Raw genomic sequence first — 24741 nt, 5'->3', positions numbered from 1 at the left:
CGTGGCTCCCGGGTGGCTCCGCTATCCTGACCAAATGCTCATCGAGATCCAGGCCGCAGCAGGCCATGCCGAAGCCATTGTCGCCCGCCCGTCCACCGGCACGGGCCCGTTCCCGGGGGTCATCTTCTACATGGACGCGTTCGGCTTGCGCCCGCGCATCCAGGAGATGGCGCAGCGCATTGCCGACTGGGGCTACGTGGTGCTGGCGCCCAACGTTTTCTACCGGGAAGGAACAGTCGCCGAGTTGGCCCCGGCCGGTGACATGACCACCCAGGAGGGCCGGGAAGCTGCCGGCAAGGCTGCCTTCCCCCGGGTGGGCCGGCTGACCCCGGACAAGGCAATGCCGGACATCGATGCCTGGGTTTCCGCGCTGACGGCGCTCGACGGCGTGGCGCCGGGTCCCGTTGGCACCACCGGCTACTGCATGGGTGCCCGGCTCGCGGTCCGCACCGCCACCTCGCACCCGGACCTGGTGGCAGCGTGTGGCGGCTTCCACGGTGGCGGCCTGGCAACGGAGGATCCGGACAGCCCTCACCTGGGGCTTGGCACGGCCCGGGCGCGCTTCGTCTTTGGCCACGCGGACCACGACCGGAGCATGGCCCCCGACGCCGTCGCGCGCCTGGGCGAAGCGCTCAAGGACGCCGGGCTCGAGGCATCCAACGAGATCTACGAAGGGGCACCTCACGGCTACAGCATGGCGGACACCTCGGCGTTCCACCCGGAAGCCACGGAGCGGCACTTCCGGGAACTGCGCGCCCTGCTGGACGGGACGCTGAAGGGCTGACCCGGCCGGCCGGTTTGGCGGGCGTCCGACGCCGGGTGGCAGGATGGGTGCATGACTTCCCCTACCCCTGACGTAACGCTGCCCGCCGCAAGTCCCGCCGTCGTCCTCACCATCGCCGGGTCCGAAGCCACCGGTGGTGCCGGCGCGCAGGCTGACCTGAAGACCTTCCAGGAACTGGGCGTCTTCGGCATCGCCAACCTGACCTGCATCGTGTCCTTCGACCCCAAGGACAGCTGGAACCACCGCTTCGTGCCGGTGGACCAGCAGGTGATTGCCGACCAGCTGGAGGCGACGACGGCGGCCTACGGTCCGGCGTCGGGCTCCCCTTCGGCTTTGGACACGGTGAAGATCGGCATGCTGGGCAGCCCGGCCACCATCAGCACGGTGGCCGGCGCCCTGCAGGAGAACAGCTTCGCCAACGTTGTCCTGGACCCGGTGCTGATCTGTAAGGGCCAGGAGCCGGGGCACGCACTGGACACGGACCAGGCCCTGAAGTCGCAGATCCTGCCGCTGGCCACCTTCGTCACGCCCAACCACTTCGAGGCGGAATCACTGTCCGGCCTGGAGATCACGGACGTGGAGTCGCTGAAGGCCGCTGCCGTGCGCATCCACGAGCTCAGCGGCGCAGCAGTCCTGGCCAAGGGCGGGGTCCGGCTGGAAGGCCCCGACGCCGTCGACGTTTTCTACGACGGCCAGACCCTCGAAGTCCTCAGTGCCCCGAAGGTGGGCGATGTGGCAGTATCCGGCGCCGGCTGCTCGCTGGCCGCCGCCGTAACGGCGGAACTGGCCAAGGGCGCCAGCCCGCTGGAGGCCGCCCGGACCGCCAAGGACTTCGTTACCGCCGGCATCCGCAACCGCGTTGCCTCCGGCGCCCCGTTCGACGCCCTGTGGCAGGGCGGCGCCCGCTGACCAAACGCCCCATCACTTTTCGCCCCTAAAACCCAAACGCCCCATCACTTTTCGCCCCTAAAACCCAAACGCCCCATCACTTTTGGCCCCTATAACCCAAACGCCCCATCACTTCTCGCCGTAAAATCCGGAACGCGTTTGCATAAAGTGCAGACGCGTTCCGGATTTATGGGCAGGATGTGATGGCGGGTTTGGACCCCGGTCAGCGCCGCGGGATGTTGCGCAGGTTGCTGCGCGCCATACTCACGGCCTCACCCGCCCCGCGGTTCAGCACCACCTTGGACATGGCCGTGGCGAACCCGATCACCTGGGAACCGGAGATCTTCGGCGGGATGGACAGCGCCTTGGGGTCGGTGATGAGTTCCACCAGCGACGGGCCGGGGTGGGCGAACGCTTCCCGGTACGCCGATTCGATCTGCGCCGGATCCGTGACCCTCACCGCATGGAAGCCCAGCGCCTGTGCCACGGCCGCGTAGTTGGCATCGGGGACGTCCACACCGAAATCGGGCAGTCCGTCCACCAGCATCTCGAGCTTGACCATGCCGAGCGTGGAGTTGTTGAAGACCACCACGTTGACGGGCAGTTTGTAGGCGGCGGCAGTGATGAGCTCGCCCAGCAGCATGGACAGGCCGCCGTCGCCGGACACCGAGATGACCTGGCGGCCGGGGAATGCCAGCTGTGCGCCGATGGCGTGCGGGAGGGCGTTGGCCATGGAGCCGTGCAGGAAGGATCCGATCAGGCGGCGGGTGCCCAGCGGGTTGATGTACCGCGCGGTCCAGACGTTGCACATGCCCGTGTCCGCGGTGAAGATGGCGTCCTCGGCGGCCACCTGGTCCAGCAGGGACGCCGCGTACTCCGGGTGGATGGGCTGCTTCTTCTCCACCTTCCGGGTGTAGGCGCCCACGGCCTTGTTCATCAGCCGGTCGTGCTTCTTCAGCATCTGGTCCAGGAACCTGCGGCTCTTCTTCGCCTTCACCAGCGGGAGCAGTGCGCGCAGGGTGGGCAGCACGTCGCCGTGGACGGCAATGTCGACGTCGGTCCGGCGGCCCAGCCGGTGGGCCACCCGGTCCACCTGCGCGGTGCGGGTGTCCGGCAGGAACTGGTCGTACGGGAAGTCGGTGCCCAGGAGGATCAGCAGGTCGGCGTCCTCGATACCTTCGGCCGCGGCCCCGTAGCCCAGCAGCCCGGTCATGCCGATATCGAACGGGTTGTCGTACTGGACGAAGTCCTTGCCGCGCAGCGAGTGCCCCACCGGCGCCTTGGCCAGGTCGGCGAGCGCCATCAGTTCGCTGTGTGCCCCTTCCACGCCGGCGCCGGCGAAGATGGCCACCTTGCCGGCGTCGTTGATGGCGTCCGCGAGGGCCTGGACGCTGGCCGGGTCCGGGACCAGGCTGGCAGGCCGGAAGGTGGCAGGCAGCGGGGTGGGGCCGGCGGCCTCCAGCCCGGCAATGTCACCCGGCAGGGTCACGACGGCCACTCCCCCAAGCCCCAGCGCGTGCTGGATGGCACTGTGCATTACCCGGGGAGCCTGCTCTGCGGTGCTGACCAGCTCCGAGTACACCGAGCATTCGTTGAACAGGCGGTCCGGGTGGGTCTCCTGGAAGAAGCTGCTGCCGATCTGCTTGCTGGGAATGTGGGAGGCGATGGCCAGCACCGGAGCGCCGGAGCGGTTGGCGTCGTACAGGCCGTTGATCAGATGCAGGTTTCCGGGGCCGCAGGATCCGGCGCACACGGCAAGCTTTCCGGTGAGCTGCGCTTCGGCTGCGGCCGCAAAGGCGGCGGCTTCCTCATGGCGGACGTGGATCCAGTCAATGCCGCCCTTCGCGGAGCCGCCGGTCTGGCGGACGGCGTCCACGATCGGGTTGAGGCTGTCGCCCACAATCCCGTAGATCCGCTGCACGCCGGCAGCCTGGAGTTGTTCGATGAGCTGGGTGGCAAGTTCCTTGGCCATGGGTGCAGACTCCCGCGATGGTGGTGGTGTGCTGACATGGCCCAATATAGTCCGCCCACCCGGCCGGTTCCCCGGCAGGCCTCCTAGCCGGCCTGGTCCAGGGCAGCTCCGGGGGCTGCCCGCACCTCGGCGGCGAGGGCTTCAGCGAGCAGGGTTGCGGTCCGCACGATGAACGCCCGACGACGGGTGGTCCGGTCAGCACTGCTGCCCGCCAGGAGCGTGTCGATCTGGGGCAGGACCGGCCAGCCGTCGCACAGGGTGATGACGGTGATCAGCAGGTCCGCGGCGTCGGTCCTGTCGATTCCGGGCAGGACGTCCAGGACCTGTCCCACCTTGATGGCGCAGTGGTCGGACCGGGTGGCGCGGCTGACAGTTTCCCCGCCCCGCTCCAGGCCTTCCCAGAACAGGAGCCTGGGCAGGACGCCGTCGGTGGTGTGCCGGTCGAAGAGGCGGCCGGCGTATTCGCCGAACGCCTCCGGCCCGCTGCCGGTGATGGGCACCTCGGTCATTACCCGGACCATTTCGGCGGCCAGGACGGCGTCGAACAGCTCATCCTTCTTGCCAAAGTACTGGTAGATGCGCTCCTTGTTCACGCCGGCGGCAGCTGCAATGCGGTCCACCCGCGCCCCCGCGAGCCCCTTGGCGCTGAACTCCTCCGTGGCAGCGGCCAGCAGCAACTCCTGGGTCCGCGCTGTGTTCCATGCCATGAAATAAGTCTACGCAATTCCAACCAGGTAGTTGCAATTGCACCTGTGCGCGTTTAGTGTCTTTGGAAGCAATAAGCAACTAATCAGTTGGAGTTTCCATGGACACGGTTCCACAGCCCGCAGCCCCCGCCGTTGCCCAGCCGGCAACCCTTTCCGCTCCCCAGCCCGTGGTCCCCGCAGTCCCACCGGTGCCGGGAGTTCCGGCGGCTCCGCCGTCCATCCATGTCCGCGCGGCCATCACCTGGCTGGCAATTTTTCCGCTGGTTGCCATCGGCATGATGGCGGCCGCACCCCTCATGGAAACCTGGCACCCCGTCTTCCGGGCCATGGGGCTGACCATGGTGGTGGTTCCTACCGCGGTGTACGTGGTGCTGCCCCGCCTGTTCGCCGCGCACGGGTACCTGGTGCGCCGGCGGACGACGCGCCGCTAAAGGGGCTCCTCGCCCCATACCTCACTTTGCACACGCAAAAGGAGGCGTCCGTTGGGACGCCCGAATGCTAGACGCCGAGCGCGTCCTTGTCCTTGCCGCCACCCTGCGGCGCCTGCTCCCAGGCGTGGCCCTGTTCGTCGTCCAGGTGGGTGGCCTTCTTGTTCTTCAGGGCGAAGATGTAGACCACCAGTGAGATGGCGATGGCGATGGTCACGTAGGTGAAGAACAGGTCCTCCCGCTCCGCCTTCTGGAAGGCCGCGCCGATCAGCGGCACGGTGCCGCCGAAGAGCGAGTTGGCGATTGCGTAGCCCAGGCCAACGCCGAGCGCGCGGATGGAGGCGGGGAACAGTTCAGCCTTTACCAGGGCGTTGATCGAGGTGTAGCCGCCGACAATCACCAGGCCACCCATCATGAGCAGGAACGCGGTGAACGGGTCCTTGGTGCCGGCCAGGGTGGAGAGCAGCGGCCAGGTGAAAAGCACGCCGGTGATGCCGAACCAGAGCAGCAGCGGCTTGCGGCCCACCTTGTCCGAGATGATGCCGTAGACGGGCTGGAGCAGCATGAAGATGAACAGCGCCCAGAAGTTGATCACGGAGGTGTCGGTCTTGGCGATGCCCGAGGTATCGTTCATGAACTTCAGGATGAAGTTGGTGTAGGTGTAGAACGCTACGGTCCCGCCAAGGGTGATGCCGATGCAGACCAGCAGCGGCTTCCAGTAGTTCGTGAACAGTAGCTTCATGGTGCCCGGCTGGGCCTGTCCGGCAACCGCGGGAGTCTTGGCGGCCTCGAGCTGCTCGGCGGAAACGGTCTCCTCCATGGAGCGGCGGAGCCACAGCACCACCAGGGCGGCCACGCCGCCGATGGCGAACGGGATGCGCCAGCCCCAATCCCCCAGGTCGCCCTTGGGCATGACGTTCTGCAGGATCACCAGGACCAGCAGGGCCAGCATCTGGCCGCCGATCAGGGTGACGTACTGGAAGCTGGAGAAGAAGCCGCGGCGCTTGCTGGTGGCTGCCTCGGACATGTAGGTGGCGCTGGTGCCGTACTCGCCGCCCACGGAGAAGCCCTGGATCACGCGGATGAGCACCAGCAGGATCATGGCCCACAGTCCGATGACGTCCTGGGTGGGCAGCACGGCGATGGCGAAGGAGCCGGCCGACATCAGGGTGACGCTGAGGGTCAGGGCAGCCTTGCGGCCCTTGCGGTCCGCGTACCGGCCAAAGAACCAGGCACCGATGGGCCGCATGAGGAACGACGTCGAGAAGACGGCCATCGCTTCGAGGCCCGCCTGCAGCTCATCCTTGGAGTTGAAGAAGTGGGCCTGGAAGTAGGCGGCAAAGACGGTATAGACGTAGAGGTCGTACCATTCCACAAGGTTGCCGGCGGAACCCTTCAGGATGTTGCCCACGGCCCGCCGGGTCTGGGCGGCCTCCGTCAGGGGCGCGGTTTGTTGGGTGCTCATCGGTGAGTTCCTCCTTGTGGTGACGTGCGTCCTCCAACGCCGGAGGGCCTCATCCACGGTATGGGTGATCCACCGCACAGCCAACGTGGCGGGGCATTTCCTAACACTTCCTTAGGTTTTGCCTGCGTGTCCCGTCCCGGCCGGCCCGGCCTCCGTCGGGCATATCCTGGCGCCACGCGGTAATCTCACGTGGCGGGGATGAACCGGACACCACAGGAAACGCAGCAAGGAAGATGGCCATGGACGTGCTGATCGTCGAGGACGACGACGCCATGGCCGGCGCCCTCACCGCCGCCGTCGAAAGCGCCGGACACCACCCGCAACGGCTGGCGCGGGGCGCTGATGCGCTGCTGTCCCACCGGAACTTCCAGGTGATCCTCCTGGACCTTGGCCTGCCGGACATGGACGGGCTGGAGGTGCTGCGTAAACTGCGCCAGGTCACCGATGTCCCCATCCTGATCCTGACCGCACGGGACGACGAACGCAGCGTGGTGCTCGGGCTGCGTTCCGGCGCGGACGACTACCTGGTCAAGCCCGTCAAGCTGGTGGAGCTGCTGGCGCGGATCGAAGCGGTGACGCGGCGGGCGGCCCGTGGCGGCGGCACCCCGCAGGAGCACGTCATCGTGCTGGATGACGTGGCGATCGACCTGAACCGCCGCACCGCTTCCAAAGCCGGTTCGCCGCTCGCCCTGACCGCCACGGAGTTCGAGCTCCTCGCGCTGCTGGCACGCCACGCCGGCTCGGTGGTCACCCGGGAACAAATCCTTGACGCGCTGTGGGGCGACGCCTTCCTGGCTTCCTCCCGGTCCCTGGACGTCCACCTCACCGGGCTGCGGGCAAAACTGCAAAAACCCGGCTTCATCATCAACGTCCGTGGGGTGGGGTACCGGGTGGAGGCGGCTTCCGGATGAGGCTGCGGGTGCTGGGCGTCCTCAGCGTGCTCTGCCTGGTGGTGGTCTTCCTGATCTCGGGCACCATCCTCACGTCCGCGTCCCGCGAGCTGACCCAGGAGCTGCAGATCAACCGGGCGGCGTCCCTGAACCGTCTGGCGCAGGTGGCGTTCGACGCCTCCGCCGACGGGGACACGGCGCGGCTGCAGCGGGAGATGGACACGTACTCCGGGCTGTACGGGGAAGGGATCGTGGTGCGTGTGCAGCAGGCCACCCTTCATTCCGGGGACCTTGATACCGGCCGGTCCGACGTGCAGGACGCGCTGTCCCTGGCCCGGCTGAACGTCAGCAACACCGCCCTGGAACCACTGGAACCTTTCGGTTCCGGCTCCCGGGTGATCTTCCGGCCCTTCGGCAGCGCCAGCCAGGTCCTGGGCGCCGTGGTGCTGGACGTGGACGCCGGCACCGCGCAGCAGAAGCTCCGGGAACGGTGGCTCGCGGTGGGGGTGGCGGCGCTTGCCCTTGCCGCCGTGCTCCTGCTGGGTGCGGCCCGGGTCACCGTATGGGTCCTCCGGCCCGTCCAGCGGCTCAACTCGGCGGTGCACGAACTGGAAAATACCGGCCGGGCGGGACGCCTTCCGGAGGACGGGCCGCCGGAGCTGCGGGAACTGAGCCGGTCCTTCAGCGTGATGGCCCGGACCGTGAGCGCCAGCATGGCAGCGCAGCGGCAGCTGATCGCGGACACGTCACACCAGCTGCGCAACCCCGTGGGGGCCCTCCGGCTTCGGCTGGACCTGCTGCAGCTGGAACTGAAGACGGCCCGTGAACACGATGCCGCCGAGCGCGCCATGGCGGAGCTGGACCGGGTGGAGGAGATCCTGGACGGCGTCCTCAAACTCGCCGCCGCGGAGCACCGGGCCTCCGAGGGGTACCTCCGGGCTGCCGGCAGCATGGAAGGCCTCCCCGCGCCGGATCCTGTGGACCCTTTCCCGGTCCTCCAGGGGGAAATCGAGCGGGCAGCACCGCTGGCAGAACAGGCACGCTGCAAGCTGGTCCTTGCTCCGGCGCCACAGCCCCCGGCACTGGTTTCCTGCCACCCGGCAGAGCTGGCCCAGATGGCGGCCGAGCTCCTCAACAACGCCCTCAAGTACGCCCCCGGTGCCACCGTGACGGCCACGGTCCGGATGGAGGGCGGCGCGGTGGTGGTGGAGATTTCCGACGACGGTCCAGGGCTTCCTGCCCCGGAGCGCGCCGCCGCTGCCACCAGATTCTGGCGGTCCCCGCAGCATTCATCGGTTCCCGGGACCGGGCTGGGCATGACGATCGTGGGCCAGCTTGCCGCGGCCAACGGTGGCCGCCTGGTGCTGGCCGAAGCGGCCCCGCATGGGCTCGCGGCCCGGATCGAGTTTCCCGCTCCGGCGTCTGATCAGCTGCTTCCGGGCACCAGGAGCGGTGATGCCAATGCGTGAAGCGCTTGCCCCGGGCCGCCCTGTCTCCCTGCCGCCGCGACGGTCGGCGCTCAAGTGGACCTTCGCCGTCGGACTCGCAGCATGCCTGCCGCCTGCCCTCAGTGCGTGCACCGGAGGCGACCGGCCGGAGAACCTGGTGGTGGCCGGCGGCGAACCCGGCGGCTTCTACCTTGAGTTCTCGACGTTGCTGGCCGCGGCGCTTGAACGCCACGGCGTAGCGGGCCATGCCCGGGCCGTGGCCACCGGCGGAAGCCTGGACAACATCGCGGAACTGCGGGCGGGCCGGGCGGGCTTTGCTGTGGCCCTGGCCGATGCCGCCGGCCAGGCGGGCGGGGACGGAGCGGAGATCGCCGCCATCGGGAAGGTCTACGAAAACTACGTCCACTGCGTGGTGCGGAAGGACAGCGGCATCCGGGACATTTCCGGGCTGGCGGGGCGGCGGGTCGCCGTGGGCCAGCCGGGGTCGGGGACCTCGCTTACCACTCCCCGGCTGCTGGAAGCAGCGGGCCTGGGCACTTCCGCGGATGCCGCGCCCCCCTCCCCTAGAACGGCCGCCGTCGAACATCTTGGCTTGAATGACGGCATCGCGGCGCTGAAGGCAGGGACCGTCGATGCCCTGTTCTGGTCCGGCGGCGTGCCCACTGCGGCCATCGCCAGCGCGCAGCAGGACGTGGCGCTCGGACTGCTGGATTTGTCCGCGCTGCTGCCGGAACTGCGGCGGAGGTACGGCGGGATGTACGACCGGGTCCTGATACCGGAAGGCAGCTATCCCGGCATACCGGCGGTGTGGACGGTGGGCGCTCCCAACCTGCTGCTCTGCCGCAGGGACCTGGACGCCGCCACCGTGGAGCGCACTGTCCAGCTGCTGGTGCACAACGCCGGCGAACTCATCCCGCAGTCAACTTTGGGAGTGCAGTTCCTCAGCGCGGAGAGCCTCATCAACACGGCCGGGATTCCGCTGCACCCCGCCGCCGCGGCCGCCTACCGGACCCTGCACGGCTGACCCAACGCCCCATCACTTTCGGCACTTAATCCAGCAACGCGCCATCACTTTTGGCGGCGTACACCCAAACGCCCCATCACCTTTGGCGGCTTATTCCCAAACGCCCGATCACTTTCGTCAGGAAAGTGATGGGGCGTCGGGAGGAAACCGGCGGGAGGTGATGGGGCGTCGGGAGGAAACCGGCAGGATGTGATGGGGCGTTCCTATGAGCCGGAGTGGGCCTGCAGGAAGCTGTACACCTCGGTCTCATCCACCCCGGGGAAAGCTCCGGGAGGCATCGCGGCCAGCAGGTGCGAGTGGGCCCGGGCGGACGGCCAGGCGTTCCCGGCCCACTGGCTGGTCAGTTCGGCAGGCGGCCGCTTGCAGCAGTTGGGATCCGGGCAGTTGGACCTGGCCCGGGCGCTGGTTTCCCGCCCGCGGAACCACTTCACATGCTGGTACGGCACGCCAATGCTGAGCGAGAACTCGCCGCTGGCAGACCGCTCGGTGCGGGCGGTGCACCAGTACGTGCCCGACGGCGTATCGGTGTACTGGCTGTAGGCACTGAACTTGTCCGGCACATCGAACACGGCACGGGAGGTCCAGGCCTTGCACGACGGCTGGCCCTCAATGGCCCCGGTGTGGTCCTGCGGGAAGTTCACGCCGTCGTTCTCGTACGCCTTGTAGATGATGCCGCTCTGGTGCGTCTTCTGGAAATGCGTGGTGATGCCCAGGTGCTTGGTGGCCAGGTTGGTGAAGCGGTGCGCCGCGGTCTCGTAGGAGACGGCGAACGCGTCGCGGATGTCCTCCACAGCGATTTCCTTGGCCGCTTTGGCTTTTTGCAGAAATTCGACGGTTGCCTGCTCGGGCAGGAGCAGGGCGGCGGCGAAATAGTTGGTGGCCACACGCTGGGCCAGGAAGTCACCGTAGTTCTTGGGCGTTTCATGGCCCAGGACGTAGTGGCCCAGGGCCTGCAGCAGCACCGAGCGGGGGTCGTGGTCCTGCCGCTGGCTCTGCGTCAGGTAAATTTTGCGGTTCTTCAAATCCGTCACGGAACGGGTGGAATGCGGCAGATCCCCCACGTGGTGCAGGGTGAATCCTAGGTGCTCGGCGATGTCCGCGATGACGTGCTGGCTCAGCGGGCCGGTGGTGTAACCCACCTCCTTGAGGACCTTCTGCGCCTCGGCCTCGTACTCCGGGAAGTAGTTCCCGCGTTCCCGCATCATGGCCCGCAGTTCGCCGTTGGCGCGCCGGGCTTCCTCCGGGGTGGCTACCTGCTCGTTCATCTTCCGTTCCAGCTCGTGCAGCAGCCCCACCTGGGCCTCCAGCACATCCAGTGGAAGCCGCGAGCTGATGCGGATTTTGGGCAGGTTCAGCGATTCGTACAGCGGCCCGCGCTGGTAGCGTTCCAGCTCGATTTCGAGGGCGGCGCGGCGGCTGGGCGGCTCGGCCCCGAGCAACTGGTCGATGCTGACGTTCAGGGCGCCGGCGAGGTGCTGCAGCAGCGTCAGTTTGGGCTCGCGTTTGCCGTTTTCAATCAGGCTGAGCTGGCTGGGAGCGGTACCGACGGCGGCGCTCAGGTCATCGAGCGTAAGCCCGGCTTGTTTACGGAGATGGCGGACGCGGCGGCCCAGCGCGATGACGTCCAGTTCCGCTGCGGCGGCTGACGGTGGCTGGGAAACGTCCCGGTTCCAGCTTGAAGGCGACATTTCTGAAGAATACGTGAAGAAGTGCATTTCTTTCCATAGTTTTTCTCTAGAAAGGGGGTTGAAAGTGCTGAAAAGTAGTTGTCACGGAAAGAAACACCGCACCGGATAAGCCGGTGGGAACCTCAACGACGCGGTTCCCACCTACTCCATCCGGAGCTCAATCAAGGAGATCAACGATGACTGCAGCATTTGAGCCCACCCAGCAGACGCCCGAAGAGCAGGCCGCCGCCCTGGAGCTCGAGTGGGCCGCCAACCCCCGCTGGGAAGGTGTGACCCGGGACTACTCAGCCTCCGACGTCGTCCGCCTCCGCGGCCGCGTCTCCGAAGAGCACACCCTGGGCCGCCGCGGGTCGGAGAAGCTGTGGAAGCAGCTCACCGAAGAGCACAAGACCGGCGGCTACACCAACGCCCTGGGCGCCCTTACCGGCAACCAGGCCGTGCAGCAGGTCAAGGCCGGCCTGCGCGCCATCTACCTTTCCGGCTGGCAGGTTGCGGCCGACGCCAACAACTCCGGCCACACCTACCCGGACCAGTCCCTCTACCCGGCCAACTCGGTCCCCACCGTGGTCCGCCGCATCAACAACGCCCTGCTCCGGGCAGACCAGATCGAGTTCTCCGAAGGCATCCAGACCGTTGAGGACTGGATGGTTCCGATCGTCGCCGACGCAGAGGCCGGCTTCGGCGGCCCGCTGAACGCCTACGAACTCATGAAGTCCATGATCCAGGCCGGCGCGTCCGGTGTTCACTGGGAGGACCAGCTCGCCTCGGAGAAGAAGTGCGGCCACCTCGGCGGCAAGGTGCTGATCCCCACCCAGCAGCACGTCCGCACTCTGAACGCCGCCCGCCTGGCAGCCGACGTCGCCGGCACCCCCACCGTCGTCATCGCCCGCACCGACGCCGAGGCCGCCACCCTGATCACCTCCGACGTCGATGAGCGCGACCAGGAATTCATCACCGGCGAGCGCACCGCCGAGGGCTTCTACAAGGTCCGCAACGGCATCGAACCCTGCATCGCCCGAGCCAAGGCCTACGCCCCCTACTCCGACCTCATCTGGATGGAAACCGGCACCCCGGACCTGGAGCTCGCCCGCAAGTTCGCCGAGTCCGTCAAGGCCGAGTTCCCGGACCAGATGCTCTCCTACAACTGCTCGCCGTCGTTCAACTGGCGCAAGCACCTGGACGACGACACCATCGCCAAGTTCCAGCGAGAACTCGGCGCCATGGGCTTCACGTTCCAGTTCATCACCCTGGCCGGCTTCCACGCCCTGAACTACTCGATGTTCGACCTCGCCCACGGCTACGCCCGTGAAGGCATGAGCGCCTACGTCGAACTCCAGGAAAAGGAATTCGCCTCCGAGTCCCGCGGCTACACCGCAACCAAGCACCAGCGCGAAGTCGGCACCGGCTACTTCGACACCATCTCCACGGCGCTCAACCCGAACGCGTCGACCCTCGCATTGGTCGGATCGACCGAAGAGGGACAGTTCCACTAATCCCCAGCCGCCCGAGGTGAGCCGTTCGCTTCGCTCACCGAAGAGGCACGACGGCGGCACTCGCCCAAAGCGTGACCGTCGCGGGCCGGGAGGGGGAATCCGGAAGCGTGCGTAAAGGGGCCCTGTCCCCGGCGTCGACCGAGCTTTGCGAGGTCTTACGCCGGGGATGGGGATAGCACGCGGAGGATTTCCCCATCCCCGGCCCCACCCAGGCAAGTCCCGCCGTCGAACTTCCCTTTCGTCTTTAAGGAGACTGAAATGAACAGCTTCACCGACAGCTTCACGATCAATGGCATCACCCTGACCGCACAGCCTATTTGCCGGCAGGACGAAGTACTAACCCCGGACGCACTGACGTTCATCGCGAAGCTGCACCGGGCAACTGCCGAGCGGCGGCAGGAGCTGCTCCAGGCCCGGCGCACACGGCGGGCTGACATCGCCGCCGGGGCGGACCCGCGTTTCCTGCGGGAAACCGAGCACATCCGCAATGATGCGTCCTGGCGGGTCGCTCCCCCGGCACCCGGGCTGGAGGACCGCCGGGTCGAAATCACGGGCCCGGTGGACAAGAAGATGACCATCAACGCCCTGAATTCGGGTGCCAAGGTGTGGCTGGCTGACATGGAGGACTCCTCCACCCCCACGTGGCGGAACGTCATCAAGGGCCAGCTGAACCTCACCGACGCCCTGGAGCGCCGGATCGACTTCACGTCCGAAGAAGGCAAGGAATACAAACTCCGCCCGGCCGGCGAGCTGCCCACCATCGTGGTCCGGCCCCGCGGCTGGCACCTGCCGGAAAAGCACATGCTCATCGACGGCCAGCCCATCGCCGGCGGCATCGTGGACTTCGGACTGTTCTTCTTCCACAACGCACGCCGCCTGCTGGCCCAGGGCAAGGGACCGTACTTCTACCTGCCCAAGATCGAGAACCACCTCGAAGCCCGGCTGTGGAACGACATCTTCATCCTGGCCCAGGACCTGCTCGGCATCCCGCAGGGCACCATCCGCGCCACGGTGCTGATCGAGACCATCACCGCGGCGTTCGAGATGGAGGAGATCCTCTACGAACTGCGCGACCACGCCGCCGGCCTGAACGCCGGCCGCTGGGACTACATCTTCTCCCTGATCAAGAACTTCCGCACCCGCGGCCCCCGCTTCGTCCTCCCCGACCGCGGCCAGGTAACCATGACCCAGCCCTTCATGCGCGCCTACACCGAACAGCTGGTCCGCGCCTGCCACAAGCGCGGCGCCATGGCCATCGGCGGCATGGCAGCAGCCGTTCCCAACCGCAAGGACCCCGAAGCCAACGCCAACGCTTTGGAGAAGGTCCGCGCGGACAAGACCCGCGAGGCCAACGACGGCTTCGACGGCTCCTGGGTGGCCCACCCCGACCTGGTGCCCGTGTGCCGCGAAGTGTTCGACGGTGTCCTGGGCAGCAAGCCCAACCAGCTGGACCGGCTCCGCGAGGACGTCACCCCGGACGACCGCGCCCTGATCGACGTTGCCGCCACCAGCGGCACCATCACCGAACAGGGCATCCGAAACAACATCGAGGTAGGCATCCGCTACATCGAATCCTGGCTCCGCGGCAACGGCGCAGTGGCCATCCACAACCTCATGGAGGACGCCGCCACAGCCGAGATCTCCCGGTCCCAGCTCTGGCAGTGGATCTACGCCCGGGCCATCACGGACCACGGCGAGATCATCAGCCACGAGTGGGTGGAGGAACTGCTGGACGAGGAATTCGCCCGGCTGGAACGCTTCGACGGCGACCGGTTCGAGGACGCCCGCGACATCTTCGAGGAAGTCACGCTCAGCCGCGAGTTCCCGTCCTTCCTCACCCTGCCGGCCTACGCCCGCTACCTGACGGAGGCCCGTGAAAAGGCCACCGTCGAGGAGCTCACCGCGGCCTGACCCGCCAGTACTTCCGTCTGCCGGGCCGGCACGCCCTTCGCAACAGGCCCCCCGAAATCCGGGGCGCCGGTCCGGCAACGGAGCACCTCCCACAACGCCCGATCACTTTCCCCAGGAAAGTGATCGGGCGTTGTCGTATTCGTTGCTATAAGTGATCGGGCGTCGTTGTGTTTATTGCTCTAAGTGAGCGGGCGTTCCGGGAAGAACGGTCGACGGCGGCCCTCGCCTCAGCGGCCCTTCGGCACCTGCCGCACGGACAGGGTGGTGCTGACGAAGAAGGTCAGCACCGACACCAGGATGACCAGCAGGGCCGGCGTCCAGGATGCGGAGCTGTCGTGGACGAATCCCACCAGCGGCGGGGCGACGGCGGCGAGGCAGTAGCCCAGGCCTTGGACCGTGGCGGACATCCGCCCCGCGGAGGCCTGGTCGCGGGCCAGCTTGATGACGGCGATGAAGATCAGGGTGATGCCGCCGCCCTGGGCAATCCCGCCGGAGGTGGACCACAGCCACCACAGCTGCGGCAGGAAAAGCAGCCCCACCGGAACGGCAAGCCACAACGTACCCAGGGTGACCGCCACCGCCGTCGTACTCAGATATTTGGCCGCGAAAGGCACGCCGAGTCCGCCCACGATGGCCAGGATCTGGAAGATCGAGGACGCGGCGCCGGCCTGGGCTGCGTTCATTCCCAGTTCGTCGTGCAGGTAGCTCGGCAGCCACGCCGTGACGCCGTAATAGGAGAACGCCTGGCCGCCGAAGCCGGCCGTGAGTCCGGCAGTAATCCAGCCGGAACGGGTTGCCGGGGCACGGGGTGTGTCCCCGCCGTCTTCGGCCTCGGCCAGGAAAGCCGTCCGGGGCCCCACTGCCAGCACCCACACCACCACCGCGGCGACGGCCAGGACGGCGACAGCGGCCAGGGCCAGCCGCCACCCCGTCACTGCGGCGAGCGGGGCCATGATGACCGAGGTCAGGAAGGACCCGATGTTCAGGGCTGCGGTGTAGATCCCCATCGCAGTCCCCTGCCGTCGGGGAGCGAAATCGCGGCGGATGATCAGTGGCACCGCGATGTTGCCTATGGTGATGGCCACCCCGATGACCACCGTGCCGGCCACCACCAGGACCGGTCCTCCCGCAGACCGGAGCAGCACGCCGGCCAGGACCCCCAGAATGGTCAGCGTCACGGCGAACTCGGCACCAAACCTCCGCGCAGCCAGGGACGCCAGCGGAGCCGCGAGCGAGAAGCAGAGCACGGGGATGCTGGTCAGCAGCCCCAGCATGACCGGCGAAAAGTGCAGTTCCGCCTGCATGAGGTCCACCAGGGGCGCGACGGCAACAAAGGGGCCACGGAGGTTCAGCGCCAGCAGGCCGATGCAGGCCAGCAGGACCCAGCTTTTCGGGACGCGGGACAGGACGCGGCTGCTCACAGGGTCAAAATCGGGAATGGGCGTGGATTCATCACTCCCATTGCTATCATGCTCCGCGTTGCTGGAGTTTCAGGCACCCTCCCGGACGGCCCTGCCATACGATGAACGTGACCTAAGGACGTAGGACACTGCGAAGGACACCGATGACCCACCGCCTTGCCATCCTCGATGACTACCAGGACGTGGCCCACGGCTTCGCTGACTTCACGGCTTTGGAGGCCGAAGGGGTCACGGTGACGTCCTACCGTGAACCTTTCACATCCCGCGACGCGCTGGTTTCGGCCTTGGCGGACACCACCATGGTGATCGCCATGCGGGAACGGACGGCGTTCCCCCGTGAGGTGTTCGAGAAGCTGCCGTCGCTTGAGCTGCTGGTCACCACCGGAATGGCGAACGCCGCCATCGATGTGGCGGCGGCGGCCGAGCACGGGGTGACGGTGTGCGGTACGCCCGGCTCACCCACGGCCGCGCCCGAACTGACCTGGGCCCTCCTGCTGGCCATCGCCCGGCACCTTCCCGCCGAGGAAAGCTCGCTCCGGGCCGGTACCTGGCAGTCAACGGTGGGCTTTGAGCTGGCCGGCAAGACGCTGGGCATCGTGGGGCTGGGCAAGATCGGCCGGCGGGTGGCCGCCTACGGGCAGGCTTTCGGGATGGACGTCGTGGCGTCGAGCCAGAACCTAACCGCGGAGGCAGCCAAGGAGGCCGGCGCGCGGCTGGTGTCCAAGGAGGAGCTCTTCACGGTCGCCGACGTCGCCACCCTCCATCTGAGGCTCTCCCCGCGGTCCGAGAACACTGTGGGCGAGGCCGAGCTGCGGCTGCTGGGGCCCGAGGGCATCCTGGTCAACACCGCCCGGGGGCCGCTCGTTGACCAGGAGGCCCTGGTCAGGGCATTGAACGAAGGGTGGATCCGCGGCGCCGCCCTGGACGTCTTCGACCAGGAGCCCCTGCAGGCCGGCCACCCGCTCCTGGCAGCGCCGAACACCCTGCTCTCCCCCCACCTGGGCTACGTCACGCAGGAAAGCTACCGGCAGTTCTACGGCGGTGCCCTGGAGAACATCACCGCCTGGCTTGCCGGCTCCCCCATCCGAACCCTCACGGCCTGACCTTCCCTACCGGAGCAACCGAATGACGCACACCATCCGCACCGCAACATCGGACGACGCCGGCCCCCTCGCCGGGCTGGCGGCCGTCACCTTCCCGCTGGCCTGCCCGCCGTCGTCGTCACCTGCCGACATTGCCGCCCACCTGGCCAACACGCTCAGCGAGGAGCACTTCAAGGGCTACCTCGCCGACCCGGACATCACCATCCTGGTCATCGACGCCGACGGGCAGCTCTGCGGCTACAGCCTCCTGGTGGACAGGCCCGCAGCGGACCCGGACGTGGATTCCGTGCTGACGCTGCTGCCGTCCGTGGAAATCAGCAAATGCTATGTCCACCCGGACTATCACGGGCTGGGCGCGGCAGCAGAACTCATGCACGCGAGCCTCCAGGCGGCCGCAGCATCCGGCAGCGCCGGGGCCTGGCTGGGTGTGAACAGCCAGAACGCCCGGGCCATCCGTTTCTACGAAAAGTCCGGTTTCCACAAGGTGGGCACCAAATCATTCCGGCTGGGCAGCACCGTGGAGCACGACTTCGTCCTGGAGCGCGCCCTACCCTGAACTGTTCAGCTGCTGGACTGCTGTAGGCCCGGGACGCGCGAGTTGGCCGGGGCTCCGTTCGGCGGATAGGCCAGCGGTGGGCGGGGCTCCGTCAGGAGCTTCAGCCCCGGCGGGAGTCCGTCGATGCCGCCCTGGGTTCCCGTGGCGGTGATGGTGACCCGGCTGGTATCCAACAAAACGTTCTCTGCGCGGAATGTCCCCACGACTTCAGGCAGGATCGGGGCCAGGTGCACCACCCCCCGGGTGAAGACGGGATCGAACCGGAGCAGGATCCGGGCGAGCTGCACGGGCGCCGCCGCCGCCCACGCCTGCGGGGAGCATGCAGTGGGATACGGAACAGGGCCCGGGAACTCGCCGCGGTCGAACCCGCAGAACAGTTCCGGCAGCCGGCCATCAAAGTGCCGGGCTGCGTCGAGGATGCCCAGTGCCACCCGCCTGGCCTCGTCCACGAACCCGTAGCGCATCAGCCCCGTGGCCACCAGCGCGGTATCGTGGGGCCAGACCGAGCCGTTGTGGTAGCTGACGGGGTTGTAGGCGCCCATGTCGGAGGCCAGCGTACGGATGCCCCAGCCGGTGAACATCTGCGGGGACATCAGGTTTTCCATGACGGACACGGCTTTGTCCTCGTCCACGATGCCCGTCCACAGGCAGTGGCCGATGTTGGACGTCAGCGCATCGACATGCCGTTTGTCCTTGTCCAGCGCCACCGCAAAGTACCCCTTGTCCGGCAGCCAGAACTTCCTGTTGAACTCCTCCTTGAAGGCTGCCGCCTTGTCGGCCCAGTGCTTTTCGAGGTCAGGATCCCCCGTCCAGTGGGCCAGCAGCGACCTGCCCAGGTAGGCCGCATATACGTAGGCCTGGACCTCGCAGAGTGCGATAGGGGCTTCCGCGATGGTCCCGTCCGCGAAGTTGATGCCATCCCAGGAGTCCTTCCAGCCCTGGTTCACCAGTCCATGCTCGTTGGGCCGGAGGTACTCCACGAAGCCGTCGCCGTCGCGGTCGCCGTATTTTTCGATCCATTCCAGGGCCCGGTCGGCGTGGGACAGCAGCGGCTGGATCGCATCCCGGGACAGTCCCCAGCGGCTCAGCTCGCCCAAGGTTGCCACGAAAAGCGGAGTGGCATCCGCCGTGCCGTAATACGCGGTGCCGCCAAGCGACAGGCCAGCGGTCACGCCCAGCCGGACCTCGTGCGGGATGCGTCCGGGTTCCTCTTCGGAATCCACATCCACTTTCTTCCCCTGGATCCCGGCCAGGGTCTGCAGCGTGCCCAAGGCGAGATTGGGGTTGACCATCATGCTCATGTAGGACGTCAGCAGCGAGTCCCGCCCAAACAGCGCCATGAACCAGGGCGCCCCGGCCGCGACCGCCGCGCGGTTGGGATGGTGGGCATCGAAGATTCGCAAGGCACCGAGGTCGCTCTGGCTGCGGTTGAGCACGTTCTGGAAGCTGCTGTCCTCGATGCTGATCCGCGGCACGTTCTCTTCCCAGGCCAGGTGGCGCCGCACGCCCTCACGGTGGTGCGGCAGCTGGCCCTCCATGAAGGGCTTTTCCGGGGCCTCCCCGTTGACCAGGGGCACCACAATCACGCTGGTGCTCCACTTGCCGCGGGCGGGGACGGCGACGCGGAACCGGAGCCCATCCGTGCCCACCTCCGCATCCTTGGCCCCGATGGCGGAGCCCCGCTGCTGGCCGTGCCGTGATGCTTCGATGATGAGCTTTCCATCCACCACTGTGCGGGTGGTGTCATCGGGGCCAGTAGTCCGGCCGCCCTTCACTTCGAAGAGGTCGGCCTGGTCCGCGTCCACAAGCAGCTCTATGGCGCATTCAACGGGTTCCGCTGCGTAATTCTCCAGGATGATGTCGTCCTGCAGGCCCGGTCCGATGTGCCGGACCTGCCGGACCACCAGCGGACTGTCGAACCGGCCTCCCGGCCATGTTGCGCGGCCAACGAAGGTTGCTTCGAAAGGCTGGGCCTTCTGGGCGGACAGCGGTTCGCGCCGCGAACCGTTGATCCGCAGAACCCAGCCCGAGACGATCCGGGTGTCCTGGTAGAACGCACCATTCGTGCTGCCGTCGGCGCTGATGTCGCCGGTTCCGGCCGAGATGCAAAACGAAGAGCCTTCCAGTACGGTGACGGCACCAACATCGGAGCCGGAGGCCTCATTGTCTTCGTTCCAGGCGGTCATGGAAGGACTCCCTTCTCAGGCTGGATGCTGCCGGGGAGCCCAACGCCCGCCGGTCCCCCCTTAACGATTCTGGTGCACCGGCGGGGCAACCGGAACCCCTCCCGGCAATCTCCCGGCCAGCAGGTCATCAAAGAGCCTGAGGTGCTGCGCCACCATCCGCTGGGCGCTGAACCGCTCCTCTACTGATGCCCGGCAGCGTTCCCTGCTGAGCCCGGCGGCCGCCTCAACGAAGCCCCGCAGTTCCTCGGTCTTCCCGAGGAAACCCGTCCGGCCATGTTCCACGATCTCAGGGGCGGAGCCGATGCGCGTGCCGATGACGGGGGTGCCGGTGGCCAGTGCCTCTATCATGACCAGGCCGAAAGGTTCGGACCACTGGATGGGGTTCAGGAATGCCAGCGCCTCACCCATCAGCCGGTACTTGGTGGCGTCATCCACCTCCCCCACAAAATCCTCGTTGGGGCCAAGTATCGGCTCGATGACCTCGCGGAAATAGCGGATCTCCTCGGGCTCCCGCATTTTCACGGCGATCTTCAGGTGCACGCCCGCCTGCCGCGCAATAGTGATTGCCTCCAGCAGGCCCTTGTCCTCGCACGCCCGGCCCACGAAGCACAAGTAACCACCGCGTCCGCTTCCGACAGGGACAGCGGAAACATCCATCCCGTGATGGATCACCTGCGTGACGGGGACTTCCGGGGCATGGGACGCCTGGTCGCGCGATATCGCCACGATGGCGACGTCCTGGCCCATGGCCCGGTACAGGTCCTCTGCGTCCTGGTGGAGCGGCCCGTGGATGGTGGTCACCACCGGCACCTTTGGAGGCCTATGCGCGTAGAGGGGGCCTGCCAGGGTGTGGTCATGGATGATATCCACGTCCTGGAGGCCCTTGTAGGCGCGGATGACATGGCTGAGCTCAGACATCGTGAGGCCCAGTTCATCGCGGGATGCCGGCCGCATCCCGGGTACCTGCGGCACGGGGCAGGTACTTTCCGAAGGGGCTGCCAGCAGCACTTCATGTCCGGCCGCGGCGAACCCGCGCGCCAGGGTGTCCACGACTCTTTCAATGCCGCCGTAGGTGACCGGTGGAATCGGAATCCACGGTCCTGCAATAAGTCCGATACGCATATCCGGCCTCCAGAAAACGAGGCCCGAGCTCCCCAGCCGCCAGGCACATAAATCCGCAGGACATGCTTGTCCCGCGGTGTTCGACATTTCCATGGCGTCTGCTTCACCTACCTCAGAACTATTGCCCAGGATCGCCCCGGCCACAAGGGCTGAATGTGCCCCATCTCACGGCACGCGCCGGAATGGCCGCCAGGGCGGCCCGGTTATGCAGGGCATGAAGATTGAGATCTGGTCGGATGTTGCATGCCCGTGGTGTTTCATCGGCAAGCGCCGGTTCGAGGCTGCCCTGGCAGCGTTTCCCCACCGTGAAGCCGTCGACGTGGTGTGGCGCAGCTACCAGCTGGACCCAACACTGCCGGAGCACTACGACGGCACCGAACTGGAGTACCTGAGCAGCCGCAAGGGCATGCCGGCGCCGCAGGTCTCGCAGATGTTCGAGCACGTGGCGCAGCAGGCCAAGGGTGAAGGCCTGGACTACCGGTTCGACAAGGTTGTGGTGGCCAACAGTTTCACCGCCCACCGCCTGATCCACCTCGCGGCGGCCCACGCCAGGCAGGATGCGGCCAAGGAGCGCCTGCTCAGCGACCACTTTGAGCACGGCAAGGACATTGGCAGCCGGGAATACCTCACGTCCTTGGGCGCGGACCTGGGCCTGCCGGCCCACGAGGTGGAGGAACTCTTCACCACCGACAAGTACTCGGACGAGGTCCGGTTCGACTTCCAGGAGGCCCAAGGCCTCGGGATCAGCGGCGTTCCCTTCTTCGTAATCGACCGGAAGTTCGGATTGTCCGGCGCCCAGCCCACGGAGACGTTCACCGCTGCCCTTAACCAGGCATGGCAGGACGCCAACCCCCTGGTCCTGGTCAATTCCTCCGAAGCTGACGCGTGCGGCCCGGACGGCTGCGCGGTTTAGCATCTTTTACTGACACATCGCGGTAAAGTGTCTGCATGCCCAGGATTTCAGCGGCCAGCAACGCCGAACAACGCGCGGACACCCAGCGCCGCATCCTCACCGCTTTCGGCGAGCTCCTTTTCACCCATGGCCTCCCGGGGCTGACCATGACGGATGTGGCCCGGCACGCAGGTGTGGGCCGCACCGCCGTGTACAACTACTACGCGGACATCGAAGAACTGCTGATCTCCTACGCCCTGGACGAGACCGAGAAGTTCCTCTCCGACCTGCGCGAATCGCTGAACCGTTTGGAGAACCCGGTGGAGCGGCTGGCACTGTACGTCCGCGCCCAGGTGGTTGACCTCAGCCGCCGCCACCTCCCGCCGGGGCCTGCCATGGGGGCGGTGCTGTCGCCGTCGTCCTTTGCCAAGCTCTCCGACCATGTGGGCGAGCTCAGCGTCCTGCTGCAGGGCATCCTGCGTGACGGCATGGAGCAGGGCTACCTGCCGGTGGCGGACGTGGGCCAGCAGTCCCAGCTGATCCTGGGCACCTTGTCCTCAAGTGCCGCGAGGGGCAGCGACGAGCCGGCCGAACTGGAGGCGCGCGTGGCGCGGACCGTGCGCTTCATCCAGTTGGGCGCCGGTGCAAGGTTCGACGACGGCGGCCGGCCCGTGCGCGTCGGCCAGCTCCCGGCTGTGGCCGGCTGAGTCCGGCGGTCAGGGCGTCGGAGCGGCGGCGGGCATGACGGGCAGCTTGTCCGTGTCCGCAGTGCGCCGGTTCTCCCTCGGGCAGCTGAGCTTTCCCGGTGTCTGGTCCACCAGTTCCGGCGGGACCAGCGCTTTGTAATCCTGCGCCAGGATGACGTCCACGCTGGCGTCTGTCCTGCCGTCCTGGAAGTAATCCGATCCGGGCACATGGCGCTGCACCGTGAACGCCGCCGCCTGGCCGGCGGCGCCTGACACCACCGCAGCCACGCCCCGGTAGCCGGCGTTGATGTTCGCAACGTTGCCCACCACGAACTTGCGTGCCAGCAGTTCATCCGCCACGGAGCGGGCAAGGCCGGGCCGGCTGGTGGAGTTGAAGACGTTGAGGTTGATCTTGTCGGTGGGCGTGTAGTCGAACGTTGGGGCCGGGCAAGATGACACGGGGGTCGGGGCCGGCTCGGCCGACGGCAGCTTCAGCCGGCCGTTGATGATGGCCAGGGCAACGATGATGCCTGCGGCGATCACTCCGATGAGCAGGACCAGCACCACGCCGTGCAGCACGCGGCGGCGGACCCGGACGGTTTCGTCGGCGTCCCTTGCCGCTTCCATGGCGGCGCGCAGCTCAGGTCCGGAAACAACGTGGTGGCCATGCAGGATGCCGGGATCCTTTGGCCGCTTGCTAGCCATCGAGCACCAGGACCCGGGCGTGGATCGCGGTGCGCTGGTGCAGGGCGGTCCGCACTGCGCGGTGGAGTCCGTCCTCCAGGTAGAGGGTCCCTTGGTACTGCACCACGTGCGGGAACAGGTCACCGAAAAATGTGGAGTCTTCCGCCAGCAGCGCTTCCAGGTCCAGGGTGCGCTTGGTGGTCACCAGTTCGTCCAGCCGCACCGGCCGCGGCGGCAGCGATGCCCACTGCTTGGGAGTGCTGTAACCATGGTCGGGGTAAGGGCGGCCCTCGCCCACAGCTTTGAATATCACCATGCCACAGTAGGCACCGCGGTGCCCCAGCGAAAGTAGCAGGGCTGGCCCGCGCCAGGTTGTAGCCAAACAGTGACCATACCGCCACACGGCCTGCTCCGCGGGCGCCCGCACGGGACGGCGGCGGTCCTGCTGACAGAATGGACCCATGACAGTATCCGAGTCCCCTGCCGTGTCCGCACCCGGAATCCGGCTGCCGTCCGCACCGCCGCTGGCGCTCCTGCTGGACGTGGACGGCCCGGTGGCCAGCCCGGTGACACGGGACGTCAAGCCCGCCATCATCCTGGACCTGGTGGCCCTCGCAGCAGCCGGGATTCCTGTCATCTTCAACACCGGCCGTTCCGACGCCTTTATCCGCGAGCAGGTCATGGAACCGATGATCGCGGCCGGCATTCCGGCGGGAACCGTCATCCACGCCATCTGCGAAAAGGGCGCGGTCTGGTTCAGCTATACGTCGGCCGGCCCCGGCCCCATCCACGTGGACCGGGAACTCGCCGTCCCCGCAGCGTACGGGGATGACATCCGCCGGCTGGTGGCGGAGGACTATGCCGCCCACATGTTTTTTGACGAAACCAAGCGCGCCATGGTGTCAGTGGAGCAGCACATCGACGTGCCCAGCGCTGACTACCTGGCGGAGCAGAAGCTGTTCGACGCCGAGGCGATGGAACTCATGGCACGCCACGGGCTGGGCGTTGTCCGGCTTGACCACCACGTGCCGAATTCCGACGACGAGGTGGACTACCGCGTGGATCCCACCATTATTTCCACGGACATTGAGTCCGTGCGGCTGGGGAAGGACCTGGGCGCCAGCCGTGCGGTGGAGCTCCTCGCGGCGCAGGGCATCACCCCGCAGGCGTGGCGGACCGTGGGCGATTCCCGCACCGATTACGCCATGGCGGACTGGCTGCACCACAACGACCATCCCGTGAAGCACGTGGACGTGCGGCCGGCGGACGGTGTGCCCAGCAAGCCCTACCCCGTGCTGACGGCAGCGGACCTGGGGCTGGAGTCCACGGTGATCCACGACGACGCCGGCGGCGCCTTCCTGCGGGCCTGGCGGGAGGCGCTGGACGCCTGAGT

General features: G+C 67.2%; 22 protein-coding genes. 13 read left to right on the top strand and 9 right to left on the bottom strand.

The window, feature by feature from the left end; genetic code table 11:
* Window positions 1-34: 34 nt before the first annotated feature.
* Window positions 35-784, top strand: coding sequence for a dienelactone hydrolase family protein (locus AB0280_RS14320; protein ID WP_307487857.1), 750 nt, complete (start codon window positions 35-37; stop codon window positions 782-784).
* 51 nt (window positions 785-835) lie between these two features.
* Complete coding sequence (locus tag AB0280_RS14315; RefSeq protein WP_307487856.1) at window positions 836-1693, top strand: hydroxymethylpyrimidine/phosphomethylpyrimidine kinase; 858 nt, start codon at window positions 836-838, stop codon at window positions 1691-1693.
* A 202-nt stretch (window positions 1694-1895) separates the two neighbouring features.
* On the opposite strand, the gene AB0280_RS14310 is transcribed toward AB0280_RS14315, so the two are convergent.
* Together AB0280_RS14310 and AB0280_RS14305 are read right to left on the bottom strand one after the other, a co-directional pair.
* Window positions 1896-3644, bottom strand: coding sequence for a pyruvate dehydrogenase (locus AB0280_RS14310; RefSeq protein WP_307487854.1), 1749 nt, complete (start codon window positions 3642-3644; stop codon window positions 1896-1898).
* An 83-nt stretch (window positions 3645-3727) separates the two neighbouring features.
* The gene (locus tag AB0280_RS14305) at window positions 3728-4351 is read right to left on the bottom strand and encodes a TetR/AcrR family transcriptional regulator (protein ID WP_366367595.1); all 624 of its coding nucleotides are present in this window, start codon (window positions 4349-4351) and stop codon (window positions 3728-3730) included.
* Window positions 4352-4449: 98 nt separating this feature from the next.
* Here AB0280_RS14305 and AB0280_RS14300 point away from each other — a divergent pair, with 98 nt between their 5' ends.
* Entirely contained in the window at window positions 4450-4782 is a 333-nt protein-coding gene (locus AB0280_RS14300; RefSeq protein WP_366367594.1) for a hypothetical protein, read from the top strand.
* Window positions 4783-4849: 67 nt separating this feature from the next.
* On the opposite strand, the gene AB0280_RS14295 is transcribed toward AB0280_RS14300, so the two are convergent.
* Complete coding sequence (locus AB0280_RS14295) at window positions 4850-6244, bottom strand: MFS transporter (RefSeq protein WP_366367592.1); 1395 nt, start codon at window positions 6242-6244, stop codon at window positions 4850-4852.
* A 239-nt stretch (window positions 6245-6483) separates the two neighbouring features.
* Here AB0280_RS14295 and AB0280_RS14290 point away from each other — a divergent pair, with 239 nt between their 5' ends.
* The 3 genes from AB0280_RS14290 to AB0280_RS14280 are packed head-to-tail and all read left to right on the top strand — an operon-like array spanning window position 6484 to window position 9606.
* Window positions 6484-7155: a response regulator transcription factor gene (locus AB0280_RS14290; protein ID WP_366367590.1), complete on the top strand. Its 672-nt coding sequence runs from the start codon at window positions 6484-6486 to the stop codon at window positions 7153-7155.
* Complete coding sequence (locus AB0280_RS14285) at window positions 7152-8603, top strand: HAMP domain-containing sensor histidine kinase (protein WP_366367589.1); 1452 nt, start codon at window positions 7152-7154, stop codon at window positions 8601-8603. The genes AB0280_RS14290 and AB0280_RS14285 overlap by 4 nt, the downstream gene beginning before the upstream one ends.
* The gene (locus tag AB0280_RS14280) at window positions 8590-9606 is read left to right on the top strand and encodes a TAXI family TRAP transporter solute-binding subunit (protein ID WP_366367587.1); all 1017 of its coding nucleotides are present in this window, start codon (window positions 8590-8592) and stop codon (window positions 9604-9606) included. Before AB0280_RS14285 ends, AB0280_RS14280 begins: the two co-directional genes overlap by 14 nt.
* Before the next feature lie 203 nt (window positions 9607-9809).
* On the opposite strand, the gene AB0280_RS14275 is transcribed toward AB0280_RS14280, so the two are convergent.
* Window positions 9810-11321, bottom strand: coding sequence for a helix-turn-helix transcriptional regulator (locus AB0280_RS14275; RefSeq protein WP_275180978.1), 1512 nt, complete (start codon window positions 11319-11321; stop codon window positions 9810-9812).
* A gap of 149 nt (window positions 11322-11470) precedes the next feature.
* On the opposite strand from AB0280_RS14275, the gene aceA reads away from it, so the two are divergent.
* Complete coding sequence (gene aceA / locus AB0280_RS14270) at window positions 11471-12787, top strand: isocitrate lyase (protein ID WP_366367585.1); 1317 nt, start codon at window positions 11471-11473, stop codon at window positions 12785-12787.
* A gap of 258 nt (window positions 12788-13045) precedes the next feature.
* Complete coding sequence (gene aceB / locus AB0280_RS14265; protein WP_307487841.1) at window positions 13046-14698, top strand: malate synthase A; 1653 nt, start codon at window positions 13046-13048, stop codon at window positions 14696-14698.
* A gap of 227 nt (window positions 14699-14925) precedes the next feature.
* Here aceB and AB0280_RS14260 read toward each other — a convergent pair whose 3' ends face one another.
* On the bottom strand, window positions 14926-16119 hold the full coding sequence (locus AB0280_RS14260; RefSeq protein WP_364399089.1) for a CynX/NimT family MFS transporter: 1194 nt from the start codon (window positions 16117-16119) through the stop codon (window positions 14926-14928).
* Window positions 16120-16262: 143 nt separating this feature from the next.
* On the opposite strand from AB0280_RS14260, the gene AB0280_RS14255 reads away from it, so the two are divergent.
* Both AB0280_RS14255 and AB0280_RS14250 read left to right on the top strand, forming a co-directional pair.
* Window positions 16263-17222: a D-2-hydroxyacid dehydrogenase family protein gene (locus AB0280_RS14255; protein ID WP_307487837.1), complete on the top strand. Its 960-nt coding sequence runs from the start codon at window positions 16263-16265 to the stop codon at window positions 17220-17222.
* A gap of 22 nt (window positions 17223-17244) precedes the next feature.
* Window positions 17245-17778, top strand: a complete 534-nt coding sequence (locus tag AB0280_RS14250; RefSeq protein ID WP_159633446.1) for a GNAT family N-acetyltransferase — start codon at window positions 17245-17247, stop codon at window positions 17776-17778.
* A gap of 5 nt (window positions 17779-17783) precedes the next feature.
* Here AB0280_RS14250 and AB0280_RS14245 read toward each other — a convergent pair whose 3' ends face one another.
* Both AB0280_RS14245 and AB0280_RS14240 read right to left on the bottom strand, forming a co-directional pair.
* Entirely contained in the window at window positions 17784-19964 is a 2181-nt protein-coding gene (locus tag AB0280_RS14245) for a glycogen debranching N-terminal domain-containing protein (protein WP_366367582.1), read from the bottom strand.
* A gap of 60 nt (window positions 19965-20024) precedes the next feature.
* Entirely contained in the window at window positions 20025-21086 is a 1062-nt protein-coding gene (locus AB0280_RS14240) for a glycosyltransferase family 4 protein (RefSeq protein ID WP_159633452.1), read from the bottom strand.
* 214 nt (window positions 21087-21300) lie between these two features.
* Between AB0280_RS14240 and AB0280_RS14235 the strand changes: the two genes are divergently transcribed.
* Window positions 21301-21999 (top strand): DsbA family oxidoreductase, encoded by a 699-nt coding sequence (locus AB0280_RS14235; RefSeq protein ID WP_366367581.1) that lies wholly within the window; start codon window positions 21301-21303, stop codon window positions 21997-21999.
* Window positions 22000-22034: 35 nt separating this feature from the next.
* Window positions 22035-22685 (top strand): TetR/AcrR family transcriptional regulator, encoded by a 651-nt coding sequence (locus AB0280_RS14230; protein WP_159633458.1) that lies wholly within the window; start codon window positions 22035-22037, stop codon window positions 22683-22685.
* 9 nt (window positions 22686-22694) lie between these two features.
* On the opposite strand, the gene AB0280_RS14225 is transcribed toward AB0280_RS14230, so the two are convergent.
* Together AB0280_RS14225 and AB0280_RS14220 are read right to left on the bottom strand one after the other, a co-directional pair.
* A complete protein-coding gene (locus tag AB0280_RS14225; RefSeq protein ID WP_307487828.1) occupies window positions 22695-23369 on the bottom strand; it encodes a LytR C-terminal domain-containing protein in 675 nt (224 codons plus the stop codon).
* Window positions 23362-23661, bottom strand: a complete 300-nt coding sequence (locus tag AB0280_RS14220) for a type II toxin-antitoxin system VapB family antitoxin (RefSeq protein WP_026264985.1) — start codon at window positions 23659-23661, stop codon at window positions 23362-23364. Before AB0280_RS14220 ends, AB0280_RS14225 begins: the two co-directional genes overlap by 8 nt.
* Window positions 23662-23809: 148 nt before the next feature.
* Between AB0280_RS14220 and AB0280_RS14215 the strand changes: the two genes are divergently transcribed.
* Window positions 23810-24739: a hypothetical protein gene (locus tag AB0280_RS14215; RefSeq protein WP_224024757.1), complete on the top strand. Its 930-nt coding sequence runs from the start codon at window positions 23810-23812 to the stop codon at window positions 24737-24739.
* Window positions 24740-24741 lie beyond the last annotated feature (2 nt).

Source organism: Pseudarthrobacter sp. 902506025 (assembly GCF_040702325.1).
GTDB lineage: Bacteria > Actinomycetota > Actinomycetes > Actinomycetales > Micrococcaceae > Arthrobacter.
Note: the sequence above shows the minus strand (reverse complement) of the source record. Positions and strands in the feature narration are given on the sequence as shown.

Excerpts from the sequence above, each read along its gene's own strand:
- aceB (WP_307487841.1), top strand. The coding sequence starts at position 13,046 with ATGAACAGCTTCACCGACAGCTTCACGATCAATGGCATCACCCTGACC.
- AB0280_RS14215 (WP_224024757.1), top strand. The coding sequence starts at position 23,810 with ATGACAGTATCCGAGTCCCCTGCCGTGTCCGCACCCGGAATCCGGCTG.
- AB0280_RS14305 (WP_366367595.1), bottom strand. The coding sequence starts at position 4,351 with ATGGCATGGAACACAGCGCGGACCCAGGAGTTGCTGCTGGCCGCTGCC.
- AB0280_RS14315 (WP_307487856.1), top strand. The coding sequence starts at position 836 with ATGACTTCCCCTACCCCTGACGTAACGCTGCCCGCCGCAAGTCCCGCC.
- AB0280_RS14275 (WP_275180978.1), bottom strand. The coding sequence starts at position 11,321 with ATGCACTTCTTCACGTATTCTTCAGAAATGTCGCCTTCAAGCTGGAAC.
- AB0280_RS14310 (WP_307487854.1), bottom strand. The coding sequence starts at position 3,644 with ATGGCCAAGGAACTTGCCACCCAGCTCATCGAACAACTCCAGGCTGCC.
- aceA (WP_366367585.1), top strand. The coding sequence starts at position 11,471 with ATGACTGCAGCATTTGAGCCCACCCAGCAGACGCCCGAAGAGCAGGCC.
- AB0280_RS14285 (WP_366367589.1), top strand. The coding sequence starts at position 7,152 with ATGAGGCTGCGGGTGCTGGGCGTCCTCAGCGTGCTCTGCCTGGTGGTG.
- AB0280_RS14240 (WP_159633452.1), bottom strand. The coding sequence starts at position 21,086 with ATGCGTATCGGACTTATTGCAGGACCGTGGATTCCGATTCCACCGGTC.
- AB0280_RS14230 (WP_159633458.1), top strand. The coding sequence starts at position 22,035 with ATGCCCAGGATTTCAGCGGCCAGCAACGCCGAACAACGCGCGGACACC.
- AB0280_RS14280 (WP_366367587.1), top strand. The coding sequence starts at position 8,590 with ATGCCAATGCGTGAAGCGCTTGCCCCGGGCCGCCCTGTCTCCCTGCCG.
- AB0280_RS14250 (WP_159633446.1), top strand. The coding sequence starts at position 17,245 with ATGACGCACACCATCCGCACCGCAACATCGGACGACGCCGGCCCCCTC.
- AB0280_RS14320 (WP_307487857.1), top strand. The coding sequence starts at position 35 with ATGCTCATCGAGATCCAGGCCGCAGCAGGCCATGCCGAAGCCATTGTC.
- AB0280_RS14225 (WP_307487828.1), bottom strand. The coding sequence starts at position 23,369 with ATGGCTAGCAAGCGGCCAAAGGATCCCGGCATCCTGCATGGCCACCAC.
- AB0280_RS14255 (WP_307487837.1), top strand. The coding sequence starts at position 16,263 with ATGACCCACCGCCTTGCCATCCTCGATGACTACCAGGACGTGGCCCAC.
- AB0280_RS14235 (WP_366367581.1), top strand. The coding sequence starts at position 21,301 with ATGAAGATTGAGATCTGGTCGGATGTTGCATGCCCGTGGTGTTTCATC.
- AB0280_RS14290 (WP_366367590.1), top strand. The coding sequence starts at position 6,484 with ATGGACGTGCTGATCGTCGAGGACGACGACGCCATGGCCGGCGCCCTC.
- AB0280_RS14300 (WP_366367594.1), top strand. The coding sequence starts at position 4,450 with ATGGACACGGTTCCACAGCCCGCAGCCCCCGCCGTTGCCCAGCCGGCA.
- AB0280_RS14295 (WP_366367592.1), bottom strand. The coding sequence starts at position 6,244 with ATGAGCACCCAACAAACCGCGCCCCTGACGGAGGCCGCCCAGACCCGG.
- AB0280_RS14245 (WP_366367582.1), bottom strand. The coding sequence starts at position 19,964 with ATGACCGCCTGGAACGAAGACAATGAGGCCTCCGGCTCCGATGTTGGT.